Annotated in this window: 12 protein-coding genes; 6 read left to right on the top strand and 6 right to left on the bottom strand. The window is 57.9% G+C overall.

The window, feature by feature from the left end:
* Window positions 1–17 precede the first annotated feature (17 nt).
* Window positions 18–2,396 carry a TonB-dependent receptor gene (locus NF685_RS11280; RefSeq protein ID WP_252849674.1) on the bottom strand — a complete coding sequence of 793 codons (2,379 nt, stop codon included), beginning with the start codon at window positions 2,394–2,396 and terminating at the stop codon, window positions 18–20.
* A 364-nt stretch (window positions 2,397–2,760) separates the two neighbouring features.
* Between NF685_RS11280 and NF685_RS11275 the strand changes: the two genes are divergently transcribed.
* From NF685_RS11275 to NF685_RS11250, 6 genes are all read left to right on the top strand, one after another.
* Window positions 2,761–4,251: a carbohydrate porin gene (locus NF685_RS11275; RefSeq protein WP_252849673.1), complete on the top strand. Its 1,491-nt coding sequence runs from the start codon at window positions 2,761–2,763 to the stop codon at window positions 4,249–4,251.
* Between the two features lie 8 nt (window positions 4,252–4,259).
* Window positions 4,260–5,414 (top strand): NHL repeat-containing protein, encoded by a 1,155-nt coding sequence (locus tag NF685_RS11270; protein WP_252849672.1) that lies wholly within the window; start codon window positions 4,260–4,262, stop codon window positions 5,412–5,414.
* Complete coding sequence (locus NF685_RS11265) at window positions 5,411–6,655, top strand: Dyp-type peroxidase (RefSeq protein ID WP_252849671.1); 1,245 nt, start codon at window positions 5,411–5,413, stop codon at window positions 6,653–6,655. The genes NF685_RS11270 and NF685_RS11265 overlap by 4 nt, the downstream gene beginning before the upstream one ends.
* A gap of 272 nt (window positions 6,656–6,927) precedes the next feature.
* Window positions 6,928–7,356, top strand: a complete 429-nt coding sequence (locus NF685_RS11260; RefSeq protein ID WP_252849670.1) for a DUF2946 family protein — start codon at window positions 6,928–6,930, stop codon at window positions 7,354–7,356.
* Between the two features lie 45 nt (window positions 7,357–7,401).
* A complete protein-coding gene (locus NF685_RS11255) occupies window positions 7,402–9,696 on the top strand; it encodes a TonB-dependent receptor (RefSeq protein ID WP_252849669.1) in 2,295 nt (764 codons plus the stop codon).
* Between the two features lie 184 nt (window positions 9,697–9,880).
* Window positions 9,881–11,062, top strand: coding sequence for an MFS transporter (locus tag NF685_RS11250; RefSeq protein WP_252849668.1), 1,182 nt, complete (start codon window positions 9,881–9,883; stop codon window positions 11,060–11,062).
* 6 nt (window positions 11,063–11,068) lie between these two features.
* Here NF685_RS11250 and NF685_RS11245 read toward each other — a convergent pair whose 3' ends face one another.
* The 5 genes from NF685_RS11245 to NF685_RS11225 all read right to left on the bottom strand — a co-directional run.
* The gene (locus NF685_RS11245) at window positions 11,069–11,242 is read right to left on the bottom strand and encodes a hypothetical protein (protein WP_252849667.1); all 174 of its coding nucleotides are present in this window, start codon (window positions 11,240–11,242) and stop codon (window positions 11,069–11,071) included.
* A gap of 710 nt (window positions 11,243–11,952) precedes the next feature.
* On the bottom strand, window positions 11,953–12,960 hold the full coding sequence (gene pstS / locus NF685_RS11240) for a phosphate ABC transporter substrate-binding protein PstS (RefSeq protein WP_222547503.1): 1,008 nt from the start codon (window positions 12,958–12,960) through the stop codon (window positions 11,953–11,955).
* A 227-nt stretch (window positions 12,961–13,187) separates the two neighbouring features.
* Window positions 13,188–14,432 carry a carbohydrate porin gene (locus NF685_RS11235; RefSeq protein WP_373317849.1) on the bottom strand — a complete coding sequence of 415 codons (1,245 nt, stop codon included), beginning with the start codon at window positions 14,430–14,432 and terminating at the stop codon, window positions 13,188–13,190.
* 670 nt (window positions 14,433–15,102) lie between these two features.
* Window positions 15,103–15,798, bottom strand: coding sequence for a copper resistance protein B (locus NF685_RS11230; RefSeq protein WP_252849768.1), 696 nt, complete (start codon window positions 15,796–15,798; stop codon window positions 15,103–15,105).
* 185 nt (window positions 15,799–15,983) lie between these two features.
* On the bottom strand, window positions 15,984–16,665 hold a 682-nt coding region (locus tag NF685_RS11225), incomplete at its 5' end, for a multicopper oxidase domain-containing protein (RefSeq protein WP_252849665.1).

Here is a 16,665-nt window from a genome sequence, read left to right as displayed (position 1 = left end):
GGAGAGCGGGGGGCTTCTCAGAACCCGGAAGAAATCGAGAAGACGCCAGCGAAACCACCACCCACGAAATAGGTTGGCGCCTTGCCCGCAATCGTCGTGCCGTAAACCCCTTGTGTCGGAAGGCGGTTGAGCGACACTCCATTGACTCCTGAGAGATAACCGGATCGGCCCAGATTGATCAGGTTCAGCTGGATCTGAGGCGTTGTCAGGGCTTTCACGGCATGCAGTCGGTAGCCGAGAGAGAGATTGGCTGTTGCGAAGCCGGGTATTTTTTCGTCGTTCATGAATGTGGAATAGGTGCTTCCGACGTAACGGCCATTGAACTGCCCGAAAAAGCTGCCGTCATCGTAGGTCAGTCCAAGCGCCCCGGAAAACTCGGGCGTGCGTACCGGACGTTTCCCCTTGGTCGGCAGATAGTCCGCACCCGACTGGAGATTGTTGTCGACACTGGCATGAATATACTGCCCCGAGAGATAGGGGCTGAAAAAATGCCATGGGCGGAGACCGATTTCGAATTGCGCACCCCGTGCGGTCTGGCCTCCGCCATTGATCGACTCAGTGGTCATGATGCCATTGAGAACAGTCGTTGTAGTGACCTGTCTGTTTGTGAAATTATAGTTGAAGAAAGCAACGGATAGATTGGCCAGACCGTAATGTCTGTAGCCGATCTCTTCGCCGATAGAATATTCAGGACGTATATCCGAAGCAGCAACGCGCGTCTGCTGGCCCGAGGACATGCTGAAACGATCCTGATAGCTTGAAATGCCTGAAGGTGCACGAAAGCCCGTTGTGGCGTTGGCATAGATCTGGTCGTGATCGGTCAGGCGATACGAAGCAGAAATCTGGGGCAGGGGGGCGACATAGCTCGCACCGTTTTTGTAATGTGCTCCGGGCAGGAGATTGGTGACGGCGCGCGAAACCATCACGACCCGAATGCCAGCGGAGAGAACCAGCTTGCGATCGAGCAGGGTCAACCTGTCACTCAGCGTGAGCGCATTGACCTGCTGCATGAGACGGGCGTTGTAGGAAGCAAGCGGCGTGCCGTCCTGGGTCAGAATAGGGTAGGCGCCCCATTGGCTCGAAACGCCCCCTTCTGCATCGGGCAATACATATCGGGAGTAGCTTGAGTAGTCATAATAGGAATACCAGTACCCAAGGCTCAGGCGATTATGACCGTTTTCGATATGTAGCGCGCTGTTCAGCCCCGGATGGGACTGATGATAGACGTCTGTCGCTACTGCGGCAAAACTCGACCCGGTCCCGGGCGGGACCTGAAGGGTTCCGGCAGGCCGGTTGCCATAGTAGCTGTTCGTGCGGCTCAGCGACGTTCCGTAGCTGTCATATCCCCAGACGTAGATGAAATACGGCGTCAGATCGAGTGTCACGTGGTGGTTGAGCGAAAGCGTGACAGGCGCAGAAATCAGGCTCTGTGCACGGGCATTTTCCTGAAACCTGTAGTAATTGCTGTCACCCGGACTGTACGTAGCTGTGTAGTTGAAGTTCGTGCCGTACTGTTCCCACTGCGCCAGGGTTGGTGGACGCAGGTAGATGCCACGCTCGCGATTGAAGGAGAAAATGAGCGAGGCCGCGCTTTTTCTGCCCCATTCCTTCATCAGGCGCATATCGGTGTGAAATCGTCTCGATGTACCCGATCCACGCCATTGATCGGCGCCACGATAGGAGAACGAGGCAAAACCCTTGACGCCGCTATGTCCGATCTCACCGCTATCGAGGCGCAGGAATTCGCGATTGAGGTTGAACGAGCCCCACGAACCGCTGACAAACCCGCCCGGCTGGGACGATGGCTTGCGCATGCGTACCGATAATTCACCACCTACCGCGTTATAAAGCGGCGCATCGTTTGCCGCGGCACCCTGAGTTAGCGTGATCGAGGCGATATTTTCGTTATCGGCCGTGGCGGAGGCATAAGGCACAAGGAACAAAGGGGGCGCAGCGGGGATATTCTCGAACAGATATCCGATCTCGGTCTGGTCGAGCCCACGCACCGACAGGCCCTGCTGCTCGTCATTCGTTCCAAGCGGGTCGTTTCCGGAATAGATCACACCCGGAAGGCTGGCGATCATGGCAAGGGGTGAGAGTGTGGCAGACTGCTTGGCAATGAAGTCGCGCGTCAGTCCGCTTGTCGCACGGGCGGCATGCTGCACAGGCATCATGCCGCCACCGGGTGTCGTACCGGTAGAGCCGTCTGCATTGCTTCTCTGCCTGTGTACTGTAACGGTCTCATGCGGACGCACTGCGGTTCCTGAACCGTGCATGCCCTCGCGCGTGCGTGTTTCCTTCCTTGCAGAAAGGTTTTCTTCCGCCTGCGCAGCAACGGGATCGAGAGTGAGCGCACATAAAAGCGGTGAGGCGATGAGCAGGGCGCGTTTTGGCAATCGATCGTTCCGCAGTCGAAGAAAGAGACCGTGACGGGGTAAGGAGTGTAAGGCGTGGTGTAAAATGATATATTATAACAAATGATAAATGATGGCCTGCTTCAATGACAAAGTGGGTCAGCGGTCCAGTGGAATTCCGGTTGGGAAGAGGCGGCGTATCGCCGGAAAACGACCGAAGATTGCAGCAGTGAAAGCCTTGCTCAGACGATTGTTCGGCCAGAAAGCACAGATGCCTCTCATCAATACGCATCAATCTCCATCAAATATCCCGGCGAAGTTCGGGCTGAATTATTAACGGCTCGTTTCAAAAGATTGCTGCTATTAGGTGCGAACGATTCTCACTCTCATGGATTCGCGTCGTATCATGGTCAGAGTTCCTTGCGGGCAACCGCTTCCCGTATCTTCTTCGGGTATTGGCAGGACAGTACTGCTGTTGGGTCTTGTCGCGCTTTGCGATCAGGGGCGGGCGCTTGCCGTGCCGCCACCGGTCAATCTTGGTAATGCGGCTGAAGCGGGGGACGATGCCTCTTCAGGGGTTTTCGGCTTTCTCTCCAACTGGCGACGCAGTTCGAACCTGCTCGGGAATATGTGGGGATTGCGCCCGGAGCTCGGCAAATACGGCGCCGTTCTCGCCGTTCAGGAAACTTCCGAAGTGTTCGGCAATCCGACTGGTGGCAGCCATAGAGGCGCAGGATATAACGGCCTCACTGTCGCTGTTCTTCAGGTCGATACACAGCGTGCTGTCGGCTGGTATGGCGGCACGTTCAATGTGAGTATGGAACAGATACACGGCCGAAATTACAGCGCCGATAATCTCATGGCCCTGCAAACGGTGAGCGGTATCGAGGCCGATCGGGCGACGCGTCTGTGGGAGTTGTGGTACGACCAGAAATTCCTCGACCAGCAGAAGCTGGACATCAAGATCGGACAGCAAAGCCTCGATCAGGAATATATGGTCAGCGCGAACGCGCTTGTCTTCGCCAACACGATGTTCGGCTGGCCCATGCTCCCTTCGGCCGACCTGCCGGGAGGCGGGCCGGCCTATCCGCTTTCGGCGCTCGGTGTGGGTGGCAAATACTGGCTCGCGACGCCGCTCTATCTGCTTGGCGGCATTTACAGCGGTAGCCCGACGCGTAGCCGCGATGGCGATCCACAGATGACCAATCGCTCCGGTACGAGCTTTCCTCTCAATCGCGGTGTACTGGCCATCGCCGAATTTCAGTATGTCTACCCCGCACTGGGTGCCATGGTTTCCCCCGACGAGGTGCAGCCGCTTTCCCATGTGTACCGCATCGGCGGCTGGTATGATTCCGAGCCATTTGCCGACCAGTTCTGGGATAATACGGGCATTCCGCTGGCCTCTCCCGAAAGCAACGGTACGGCGCTTGCCCATCGTGGGGCGTTCAGCTTCTACGCTGTGATGGATCAGATGATCTGGCGCAGTCATACCGATCCAAACAGGACGATCAGCCTTTTCGGCCGTGCCATGGGTGCGCCGCAATCGGATCGCGTCCCAATCGATTTCAGCATGAATTTCGGCCTGACATTCAATGATCCTCTGCCTTATCGCACGGACGATACTTTCGGCGTTGGCATGGGCTATACGCATGTGAGCGGCGCATTGGCCAATTACAATCGCGCGGTAAAGCGCTACTCCGGGGCCTATTCGCCTGCGCAGGGTGGCGAAACCTATGTCGAACTGACCTACCAGTACCAGTTTACCGGCTGGATGCAGTGGCAGCCCGATTTTCAGTACATCTTCAATCCCGGTGGCGGCATTCCCAACCCAACCCATCCGGATCGACGGCTCAAAGACGAACTCGTGTTCGGCTTTCGTACCAATATTGCCCTTTGAGGAAAAACATGTCGCCCCGTCTGTTGTTTACCGCTTTCGCGTTTATCGCCCTTGCTTCGGCGTTGCCTCATGCCCATGCCGCGCAGAAAGGCTTTCTTGAAACCCTGCATCGTCATACGACCCTGGCTTCGACCAGCCCCGGCAATGGCGATCTCAATCCCTATGCGGTGGTGGTGGTTCCGCAGGATATGGGTGTGCTGAAAAAGGCCGAAGTGCTTGTCACGAATTTCAACAATATCAGCAATCTGCAGGGCACAGGCACGACGATTGTTGCCTATTCGCCCGTCAGCGGCAATGCGCGTCTTTTTGCCGATTTGCCGGGCAATCTCGCGGCCTGCCCCGGCGGGGTGGGACTGACGACGGCGCTCGCTATTCTCAAATCGGGGTGGATTATCGTTGGGAGTGCACCCAGCAAGGATGGTACGACCACAACGAAAGGCGATGGCTGTCTGATCGTGCTCGACGCCAATGGCAAGTTCGTCACCACCTGGAAGGGGCCGCTTATCAATGCGCCCTGGGGGGATATTGCCAGTGTCGATCATGGTGACAAGGCGACACTTTTCATATCCATGACCGGTTTCGATCTGCCCGGGCCCAACGTCGTGGACCCGAAAACCAATTATCCACCTATTCTGCAAAAAGCGACCGTTTTGCGTCTCGAACTCCGTATCCCCGCGGGCGGACCGCCGGTGCTCGACAAGCAGACCGTTGTGGCAAGCGGCTTCTCTGCCCGCGCCGATCGCGACAATTTCCTGTTCGGGCCGACCGGGCTCGCACTCGATGACGATGGTACGCTCTATGTGACAGACGGCTACGACAATGAGGTCACGGCGATCGATAACGCCCTGACGCGCGAGGCGCCGGTTACGCGCTTCAACGATGCAGTTGGACGGGTAATTACCAAGGGCGGCCTGCTGAACTGGCCACTGGCCATGATCTGGGTCCCTGGCCATCATCTGCTCGTCGCGAATGGACGCAACGGGCAGGTGGTCGAGATCGACCCGGCCGCCGGAAAACAGATCTACGCCCAGTGGATCGACGCCGATCAGGCCCAGCAACCTCCGGGTAATGGCGATCTCTTCGGTCTGGCCATGACCCCCGACGGCAAAAGCTTCTATTATGTCGAGGACGACATGAACACGCTGAATGTGAGCCAGCCATGACCGATGGTAAATCATGGTCTTCATTGCGCCGCCGCCGCTTCCTTGCAGGCTCCGCAGCCTTCAGTAGCCTCTCTTCTGTCACGGAGGGAACTGGAACGGCGCTCGGTGCCGGCAAGGGAGAGCGTACGTCCGGAACAGGCATGCCATCGCATCAACCCGGTATCATCACGCCCCAGCCGCCCCATGTCTATTTCATCACGTTCGACGTGACCACGCAGAAACGCGAGGTTCTGGTCGCGATGCTTCGCGCCTGGACGGTCGCGGCAGACAGGCTCATGGCGGGCAAGGACATGCCCGGCCTTGTCGATTCAGATGAGACAGATGGACTTGGCAGCAGAAATCTCACCGTAACGATAGGGTTCGGGCCGGGTCTGTTTATCAAGGATGGAAAAGACCGTTTCGGACTGGCTGTCCACCGGCCGGCCGCGCTGGCCGATCTGCCGCGTTTTACGGGAGATCAGCTCGTACCCGCCCGCACCGGTGGCGATCTGTGCGTGCAATGTTGCGCAGACGATCCTCAGACCACGCTCCATGCCTCGCGTATTCTCACCCGTCTGGCCTATGACGTTGCCGCCCCGCGCTGGGCGCAGGCGGGCTTCCTGCCAAATTTCGGCAAGGGTAAGACACCGCGAAACCTGATGGGCTTCAAGGATGGGACGATCAATCCCGATGGACAGGACCCCAACAGCGCCGATCGTTTCATCTGGGCCGCGCCTGACGATAAGCCATGGATGCAAAGCGGTAGTTATCTCGTCGCGCGTATTATCCGTATTGCGCTCGAACACTGGGATCGTACGCCCGTAAGTTTTCAGGAAGAGACGATGGGGCGACAAAAGCACAGTGGTGCCCCCATCGGCGGTCATGATGAATTCGAGCCCCTTACGCTCACGCAAAAAGACCGTGACGGTAATCCGGTTACCGTCCAGAACTCCCATGCGCGTCTTGCCGCCCCTGAAGAAAACGGAGGGGCCCAGATCCTGCGTCGTGCCTATTCCTACGATAACGGATTGAGCTACACCGCCGAACGCTGGCCCCCATGGCGTCAGGGCATGGAGATGGATGCAGGCCTGTTGTTCCTGAGCTGGCAGCAGGATCCACGGACTGGTTTTGTCCGGATCTTCGAGAAAATGGCGAAATTCGACATGATGAACCAGTACACCACGCATATAGGGGGTGGCCTTTTTGCCTGCCCCGGGAAAATGGACGGTACGTTCATCGGTCAGTCCTTGTTCGCGCTGTGAGTGCGGCGTCCGTCCCTGGTTCTGTTTATTGTGCAGGCAGTATTGCGAGAGCGAAACGGATAGCAGAGGATCCGTTATGCGTGTCATTGCGGAATCCGGGAGTATTCAGGTCCGGTTTTATTGTGCTGGACGCTCGTGTTTGGACGCTGTATCCCGTTGCGCCAAGAACCGGGTGAAATGAACACCTCGGATGATACAGGGGCAGAGCCATTTTTACGGCTGGACAACATGACCGGGTCGTAACGACAGGAAAATCGTTCCTGCGTTTCGTCATGGCCATGATTGTTCTCTCGGGCTTTGTGGCCTCTCTGGGGCTGCAAAGTCTAGCTCGACCGGATGAAACACCCCGAGCCGAGATAGAACGGCTCATCGGGGTCGATATCGCCCCCGCCATGACGGTCCCTGCCATGCTGGCGATGGGCATGATCATGCCCGACGACATGAGTCAGTGCGACCATGACGTGGTTTCAACGGGGCAGGGGCAACAACATGCCTCCAAAGCGCATCATCATCGCGACGATGCCTGCGCGCTGTGCCCGTTGCTCCAGCTCGCGATGTTCATTCTGGGCGTGACTGGCTTCACGGCGTTTTTCAGGTCGATCCGGCTCAGTGAGATTGTCGTTCTACCGCAAGGCAGAGCGCCGCCCGGTTTGCGCTGGGTACTCCCGCCTTCCCAGGGGCCTCCACCAGTCCCGGTCTGATTTCGCCTCCCATGTGTCTGGTCGTTCCCTGGAGGAACTGGCGGCATGGGTCGTATCTTTCCGCTTTCCGGGATTTCGAACATGACACTGCCTATCGAAGGCAGGTTGCACCGCCGCGCGGCTATCGCGCTCGGCTGCACTTCTCTGCTCGCTCTGTTGGTCGCTACAAACGTCAATGCGGCCTGGGCCGACGCCATCTCCGCGTCATCGCCGATCATTCCTGTTCCGGCAAGGACACCAACCGGCGCCAAGACATCCTCTTCTGCTCAGGCAGATCAGCCACCGGCTGCCGTCACTGACAACCGGACTGGAGCGCCTGCATCTTCTGTGGAAAGCGATGCCCCCATGGAGTACCTGCAGGTTCAGGGTATACGGCGCACGGCAATCCATTCGCCGGATACGGCGTCGCTGCTCAAAGGTGCGCTGGGCTACACGCAGTATTCTGCCGGTGGCGTATCATCCCTGCCTGTCCTGAACGGGATGGCGGATGATCGTGTTGCGACGATCGTCGATGGGATGCGGGTCGCTTCAGCCTGCCCAAATCACATGAATCCCGCCATGTCCTATATCGACCCCGATAGCGTGTCCTCCGCCGAGGCTATCGCAGGTGTCACCCCTGTCAGCCTTGGTGGTGACAGCACGGGAGGGACAGTAAAGGTTGATCGCAAGGACCCGCTTTTCGCCCAGTCGGGCAAAATTCTGGTGACCGGCCACGTGCGTGGCGATTATCGCAGTAACGGGGGCGGGTCCGGTGCCTCCGGAACAGTGACGGTGGCCAATGACCTGTTCAGCCTCCGCTATACCGGCTCTTACAGTCACGCCAGCAACTATCATACCGGTGGCGATGGCAAGCAGGTACGCTCAACCAGTTATCTCTCTTTCAATCATGCCGTGACTGCCGGACTGAAGAAAGACAATCATCTTCTGGCGCTGACTTTCGGTCAGCAGGATATTCCCTATGAGGGATTTCCGAACCAGTACATGGATATGACCAACAATCGCTCGACCTTCGTCAACGGCAAATATCATGGCGATTACGGCTGGGCGACGCTGGACGTTCGCGGGTTCTGGCAGCGTGTGGATCATGTGATGAACATGATGAACGACAAGGGTGGCCATAGTGCCACGACCGGTATGCCGATGAACACCGATGCGCGTACGGCGGGCTATGCCATCGATCTGACCTTGCCGCTCTCGACACGTCACAATCTGAAGATAGGGAGCAGCTTCGACCATAATGGCCTGAATGACTGGTGGCCGCCCCTGATGGGCAGCATGATGATGGGGCCCGGGACATTCCATAATATCAATAACGGGCACCGGGACCGGTTGGGCCATTATATCGAGTGGAATGCGCAATGGACATCGCGTTTCTCCACTCAGCTCGGTTTGCGCAGCGATCTGGTGATGATGAATACCGGCAAGGTCGCACCGTATTCCTGGACCGGCATGATGCAAATGGCCGATATCATGGCGGCCAGGAAATTCAACGCGGCGTCGCGCGGACGGACGGATACGAATTTCGACGTCACCGCCACGGGGCGGTGGCATATACGCGACGATCTGATGCTTGAGGGCGGTTACGCACGCAAGACACGGTCGCCCAATCTTTACGAGCGCTACGCCTGGGGCATGGGCACGATGGCGACGCGCATGATCGGCTGGTTCGGCGATGGCAACGGCTATGTTGGCAATCTTAACCTGCGCCCCGAAATTGCCAATACGGCCAGCATGACGCTCACATGGCACGATCCGAAAGGCGAGGGGTGGGAGGTAAGATTGCAGCCCTTCTATACCTACACAGAAGGCTATATCAATGTTGTGCGTCTGGCTTCGTTCAGCAACGGCCTGTCAAAACTGCAATTTGCCAATCATAATGCCCAGAGCTACGGCCTGAACGGCAATGCGCGCTATCGGCTATGGGATGATGCTCGCTTCGGACAGGGGCGGCTGGTGACCAGTTTCAACTGGGTCCGTGGACAGGATATGGTCACGCATTCGGGTCTGTATCATCAGATGCCGATCAATGGCACGATCGGCCTGCGCGAGACGTGGCAGAACTGGACAGGCAGGGTGGATGTCACACTCGTCAAGAAGAAGTCGACTGTCGACTGGCTGCGCAACGAACCGCGAACGCCCGGCTATGCGCTTCTGGGGCTCGGTGGCAGCTATCGCTGGCGCAAGCTCACGATCGATGCAAGCATCGAGAACGTGCTCAACCAGAAGTATTATCTGCCGCTTGGCGGTTTATCGCTGGGCGATTACAGGCAAACCAATATCCTATCCCCGCTCGCGGGGCTCGGGCGGTCCTTTAATCTCAGTCTGACTGCCGCATTCTGAGTATTGAAAGTCCGTCTCTGATCCGGCGCGATAATCATGGCCCGTTCGATCCCGATATCGCGTGAGCGCGGGCCAGCCATGTGTGAAGGCAGACTTGGCGCGTCTGGCATTTTAAGCTACGGCGCTCGCTTCAACGTAAAGCGAGCCCGGTCGTCTCTCTGGACGCCTCGAGGGAGAGATGACCATGACTGTGCAGGATACGATCACGGCACCGGAGCCCCGTTTGCCGCTTCATGCCATGATACTCCTGGCACTTGCGGCCTTCGTGACCCTGCTCACGGAAATCATGCCCGCTGGTCTGCTCTCTGCCATTTCGGACGGGCTGAATGTAACCCAGGCGGCAGGCGGGCAGTTCATCACAGCCTTCGCATTGGGGGCGCTCTCGGCTGCTCTTCCATCGGCCGCATTTACGCATGCGGTAAGACGCAAGCCGCTGCTGCTTGCCGGTCTGACGGGTTTTGTCGTGGTGAACGGGGCCAATGCCTGTATCGATAATCTGGCCCTTGCTCTTGTTGTGCGGTTTCTGGCCGGATGTTGCGGCGGTCTCATATGGGCCATGTTCGCGGGCTATGCCACACGTCTTGCCCCAGTCGAGCAGCGAGGTAGGGCCATAGCTCTTGCAGGATCGGGGGTTACCCTGGCTCTTGTGCTCGGCGCGCCGCTTTCAGCAATGCTTGGGCAACTCATAGGATGGCGCGGCGCCTTTGCCGGGCTTGCCGGCTTTTCAGCGCTGCTCGTCCTGTGGTGTCTCAAATACCTGCCCGACGCGCCGGGGAGTGCCGAAGGAAGCCATTTCAGTGTAGTTGGCGCGCTACGCCGACCGGGCGTAGCTGCCAATCTCGCCCTGATCTTTACGATCGTCGCCGCACATAGCCTGCTTTATGTTTATATCGAGCCGTTGCTTGGACCGTCGGGTATGGCTGAGCACGTCGACGCGCTGCTTCTGATCTTTGGGGGCGGTTCGGTTGCCGGGCTTCTTATTACTGGTATCCTGATCGACCGCTATCTGGCCCGGCTTACCCTTACAAGTATCCTGCTTTTTATACTTGCCGCCCTCATCATGACTTGTAGTCTTGGCCACCCGCTCCCTGTATATGCGGCAATTATACTCTGGGGTATCACGACCGGTGGTTTCGCGGCCCTTACGCAGAGCGTAATGACCCATGTAGCCGGATCGTATATGGACACGGCGCAGGCTATGGCGACAACGGCCTGGAATCTTGCCGTGTCCTGTGGCGGGCTGCTGGGAGGCCTCCTGCTGACGCATGAGACCATAGAGGCATTGCCTCTGGCGGCCATCGCCCTGCTATGCGCAGGGCTGGGCGCCTATATGCTTCGCCTGCATGCTCTCATCAGCATGCCTTGACCACGGTCAGGCGAAGGGAAGCGTCTGCGTGCTTGCAAGACGCAGCTTTCTTTTTCGGAGCGTGCGAATTGTCAGCGCTGCAACGCAAATGACCCCGAACGTAACCGCCAGACTGATACCAACTGACTGAATGTCGGTCATTTCCTGATGTGCGTGTATCTGACCCCACCATCTCGTCATATGACTTCTCCTTATTCTTGAGGCCGGTGAATCCTGTCAGTCGGACATCTATGGCTCTTCTTAACTGACAGGATCCACGCGACACCCCGAAGATTATGCCTGGAGGAAGCGAGGTCAATACTGGAACAGACGGGATTTCTTGGTACATAATGTCGTTTGATCTGCATCAAATGCGCTTGACAACGTATTGGTTACAAATAACCATCCTTCGTTATCTTTTTATGGTCGAGGTACAGTACAAAAACGCTTCGAGTGCCCTCGTATGGCGGCGTATTGATGGAGATTGCGCACGTAATTCTGACCCTCCAGGCCTGCCAAAACCGGTTTCCGGCACGCGATTACGGGACGAATTTAAAAAAATCTCACAATTTCGTGTGACATGATATTTTTTGTTAAAGAACAGTAATGGAACGATAACGGGACTGACGATGTGAGTTTTCGACGTACGGACTCCCAGCGGCGTGCCGTGTCGTGCAGATAACAGGCGTGGCCAGATAGCGGCGTCTGGCGCGCTGATACGATGCGCATTCGGTTCGGGGATCGCTTGTCCACGACATTCGGCAAGAACGCCGTATGACCGGGTCGGACGCGACCGCATCCCGGTCCAGTGAGTGTTGAGGACAAAAAAGGCGCGATGAAGTCGGCTTGAGCCGTCTCATCGCGCCTGTCGATCCGGACTGTGCAAGACAGTCCGGGTCAGGTGGGTGCGTTCAGTTCTTGGGCCAGCCGTTCATGACCGCGTCCTTGACCGATTGCGGCAGGGGCACGTAGTCGAGCTTCACGGCTTCCGGATTACCGTTCTTGAGTGCATAGCCGAAGAAATCCTTCACAGCCTTGCCCTGCGCGCCGTCCTTCGGATCTGTCGGTACGAGCACGAACGTGGCACTCATGATCGGCCAGGCATTGGCTCCGGCGATATCGAGCAGGTCGACGGCATATCGGTCTGCATGAGCCCAGTCTGCATGGGCTGCAGAAGCGGCGAAAGAGGCGGCATCGGGCTTGATGAAGGCACCGTCATGATCGCGAAGCTGCGCCATGTTGAGATGGTTGCGGCTGGCATAGGCATATTCGACATAGCCGATACCGCCTTCGGATTCCTTGACGCCAGAAGCAACGCCGTCATTTCCACGCGCGCCGGCGCCTCCGGCCCAGGCTATGGAAGTGCCTGCACCGAATTTCTGCTTCCAGCTCGGCGAGAGCTTGGCGAGATAGGACGTGAAGACAAAGCTTGTGCCGGATGCATCGGCACGATGGATTGGTGCGACGTCGGTATCGGGCAGCTTCAGTCCGGGGTTGAGCGCGGCAATACGCGGGTCGTTCCAGCTGGAAATCGTTCCGTCATAAAGGCCCGCAATGGTGGGGCCATCGAGCTTGAGCATGCCCGGCTCAATGCCAGGAACATTCACGATCAATACGATACCGCCCATGACGGTCGGGAACTGATAGAGCTTGTTGCTGTCGAGTTTGGCAGCGTCCATAGGCTTGTCCGAAGCGCCGAAATCGACAGTGCGGGCGATAGCCTGGTTCTGACCGGCACCCGAACCGACGCTCTGGTAGTTCACCGAGGTACCGATTGCCTTCTGGGCGGTTTCACCCCAGGCGCCATAAATCGGCGCGGCGAAGCTCGACCCGGCCCCTGTGATCGTTGCTGCATGCGAAACGCCGCAGCTCAGAGCCAAGGAGAGGGAGAGAGCGCCAAAAATCCGGGAAAGCTGCATTGTTTGACCTCGATAGATCGTGATGACGGCTCGTTCTATCGGTGCCCGACACAGGAAGATACAGTTATAAGATGATAGTTTTATGAAAGCCTGGCCCCGGCCTCACGAGGGTTTTCCGGTCGATAAACCCTCTGATGACGGTAGAGTGCTGGGGTAAATTCCTGCCCCCGGAAACGGCAAACGCCCCTCCTGAGAGGGGCGTTTGGTATCGCTGCGATGACGGGCGTTCAGAAACTGACGCCGGTTTCCAGATCGATAAGAAGGGCATTCTTGTAGCGGTTCGTACCGCCGGGATGCCAGATGTACTGCAGGCCCGGGCGTATGGTCAGCCATGGGGACGGACGCCAGCCATAGTTGATTTCTCCCGAATGTTCGCCGCTCGGCTTGAGCAGGCCGGTATCCTGCGTCTGCGTTGCCTGAAGAGCGCCGACATAGGCACCGAGCTTCGGGTTCACGAAGTTGAACTTGCCACCGATGCTGATGGTATCGTTCGGACGGTTCCAGAATGTGCCCTTACGCACCACACCCCAGGTGATATAGTAGGGTGCGATAGCCGTACGCGGGTCGCCCCATGTGAATGACATGAATGCCACGGTCGAACGTGACGGGTCGCTTCTGTCGCGCTGCAGCATCTGATCGGCCATGAACCAGCCACCGAAACGGCCACGAACCTTTTCGATGGGCAGATTGCCAAGCACGCTCGTCGGAAGTTCGAACCCGCCGAGCTGGGCATAGACGTTCTTGACTTCTGACGTATCCCAGTAACCGCCGACCTTGATATTGGTCGGCAGGCGTCCCTTGCTGTCGGTTCCACCGAAATGCCACCCCAGCTGCACGGGTATGTAGGCACCGGTCGAACCGTGAAGCCACATTTTCCAGGCATAGCCGGTGTTCGAAATCGTGGGATCGACGTTATAGATACCGGTCGAGACCAGCATGCGCTCATCGCCGAAGGGGTACAGTTTGACGAAGGCACCGGGATGGGCGGTCGGATAATATCCGTAGCCCGAGTTGCTGGCGATACCCTGCGGCATGCCGCAGATCGCGTTCGTTTCGAACTGACAGTAGAGATTCATGCCCCAGTGCATGGTGGACTGGGCAAAATCGTTTTCCGTGTTGATCCAGCCGATTTCAGTATCGACGTAGCGGTTCCACTGCATTTCCCACGACAGGCGCGTAAAGCGTATTGTCTCACCCGAACCGAAAATCTGCTGTGGGCTGTTCAGTGCAGGAAGCTGCTGACCGATGCCAAGACCCGCGCGCTCGGTAAGGAGCATATGGAACATGCCGTAATTATGGCCGGTCAGCTGCGCGAAATTGATATCCACGCCCAGCGCGACTTCATGGGCGTAGCGGACTGTCTGCGCACGACCGCCTGTCGGGTTGCCTGCACTGTCCTGAAGATAGTGCCCCTGCGGAACGATACCCATGTTCTGCAGGCGCGTACGCAGGCCACCCCAGTCACCCGTCATTGTGGGCTGCTTGAGCCAGTCGGAGAAACTGGCGGGAAAAAGGGCTTCGTTTCCTGGTACGGGAACAAAGGGATGCCGAACCGTACCAAGAGTAGGCTGGCTGCGATCGTACGGGCTGCCGAAGAGGCTTGGCGGGTTGTCTGCGCCTTTCCCGGCGTGGTTCTGCGTTGCCATTTCCTTGACCGTCGGATCCAGAGTGGCGGCTGTCTGGTCGCTCGGGCTCGCCTGCTGGCTCTGACTTTGCGCCATGACGGGCGAGGCGAGAAGGCAGCTCCCCAGAATGGTTCCGGCCGCCCAGAGCGCCCCACGCTTTCCGGCATTCTTGACAGGCATGATCGCGCAATCTCTCCGTTTCGATAGGGATGAACCACCCTAGTTGACAGGCACTCCCTATCGACATTTCAAACCGTGACAAGCGAATTGGCATGTCTTCCAGCGCGCTCACGATGTGGGTTCGGTAGGTGTGCTCTTGCGGCAACACTCACATTTTGAGACTGAAACGTGAATTTATCGTTTACATATCAACTATACGCCTGCCGTGTCAGGGGTTTGGCACCGGATCGCAGGATCCAAGCGCCAAAAAGCGGATGATGAAGCCATATTTCGTGGCGCCATAGCCCAGTCGGCAGCCTGAGCCGATTCCTTGCATCGCTTTGCAACGGCGATTCGGTCAGAACCAGCTTCGTATGCCGATCGTCAGCCGCAATGACCCTGCGCTATCGTCTCTCTGATGCGCAAAGCGTCGGGCCTGCTGGAGGTATCCGTCATAGGTGAGGGCAATATAGGGTGCGAACTTGCGCCACACCTCGTAGCGCAGACGCAGGCCCGTATCGATATCGGAAAGGCCCGCTCCGTTTCCTCTGGCCTTGTCAGCTTTTGAATAGAGATTGAGCTCCACCTGAGGCTGCAAGATGAGACGATTGGTCAGGAGTATGTCGTATGACCCTTCGAAACGGCCTGCAAACTGACCACGGTCGCTGACATACCCCGTAGCCTGAAGCTCGAACTGGTAAAGGGCTAGCCCCTGTATGCCGAATGCTCCCCAGCTGCGTGCCGGACCGCTATCCAGATCGACACGTACGCCACCCTGCACATCGAAATAGGTCGAGATCGATCGGCTGTAGAGGAGCTCCTGATCGCCGTCGTCCATTCGCCCTCTGGTAACCGTTCCCTCGGAGCGTAACCAGAGCCTGTTATAGTCGCCGCCAACCCAGGCCTGGCCGTCCCAGCGGAAGCTCGAATTCCTGCCGGCGAGCCGCCCCTCGAACTCATCGAGCAGACCATGGACCCATATACCCTGATCCATGACAGGCATGACGCCATCGATATAGCTTGGCATGGAGGCGGCGGCGGTCGCGCTGCTCATGGGTGGCGTCGCTGCCGTGCTGTGCTCCGTTGTGCCGTTCATATCACTCATATCCATGCCGTCCATTGCCGTAGTGCCGTGCATAACGGTCTGGGCATGGCCGGGTGTCGCGCAGCCCAGCGCACCTGCGAGCGCAGCCACCCCCGCAGACTTCATGAACAATACGGTCTTCACGTGTCTTACGCTCATGATACGACCACCGTGCGGAACATGCCGAGATGCATGTGGTAAATCAGGTGGCAATGCAGCGCCCACATTCCCGGCGTATCGACCGTCACGAGGTAACTCAGCTTCGAGCCGGGTTGCGAAATAAGTGTATGTTTGTTCGGCCGTAGATCGCCTTGGCCGTTTTCCAGTTCGCTCCAGAACCCGTGCAGATGAATCGGATGTTCCATCATCGTGTCATTGATCAGGGTAATACGGACGCGCTCGTTCAGCCTGAGCTGGATCGGTGGCGCTTCCGAAAATTTCTTCGCATCGAACCCCCAGATATAACGCTGCATGTTTCCCGTGAGATGAAGAACGATCTCCCTTCCTGGCGGACGCAGATCCGGGGCAGGGCGCAATGCCCGCAGCATGGAATAGGCGAGGACACGGCGCCCGTTGTGATCCAGACCGTCGCCCGGCTCTGCAAGACGGTCGATCGGATGCATCGCCACGTTCTGGTTTTCGACATTGCGCGGTGGTGGGCCGGGATCCTCGACCTGCAGCGCTTGCGGGCGTGCTGGCACGGACGGTACGGTTGACCCATCCGCGCTCTCATGTGCCATGCCGCTCATGCCGCTCATGCCGCTCATGCCGCTCATGCCGCTCATGCCGCTCATGCCGCTCATGCCGCTCATGCCGCTCATGCCGCTCATGCCGCTC

Origin of the sequence: Asaia lannensis NBRC 102526 (genome assembly GCF_024054035.1) — a bacterium.
GTDB lineage: Bacteria > Pseudomonadota > Alphaproteobacteria > Acetobacterales > Acetobacteraceae > Asaia > Asaia lannensis.
The sequence above is the reverse complement of the archived record's forward strand: the minus strand, read 5'-3'. Positions and strand labels throughout refer to the sequence as shown.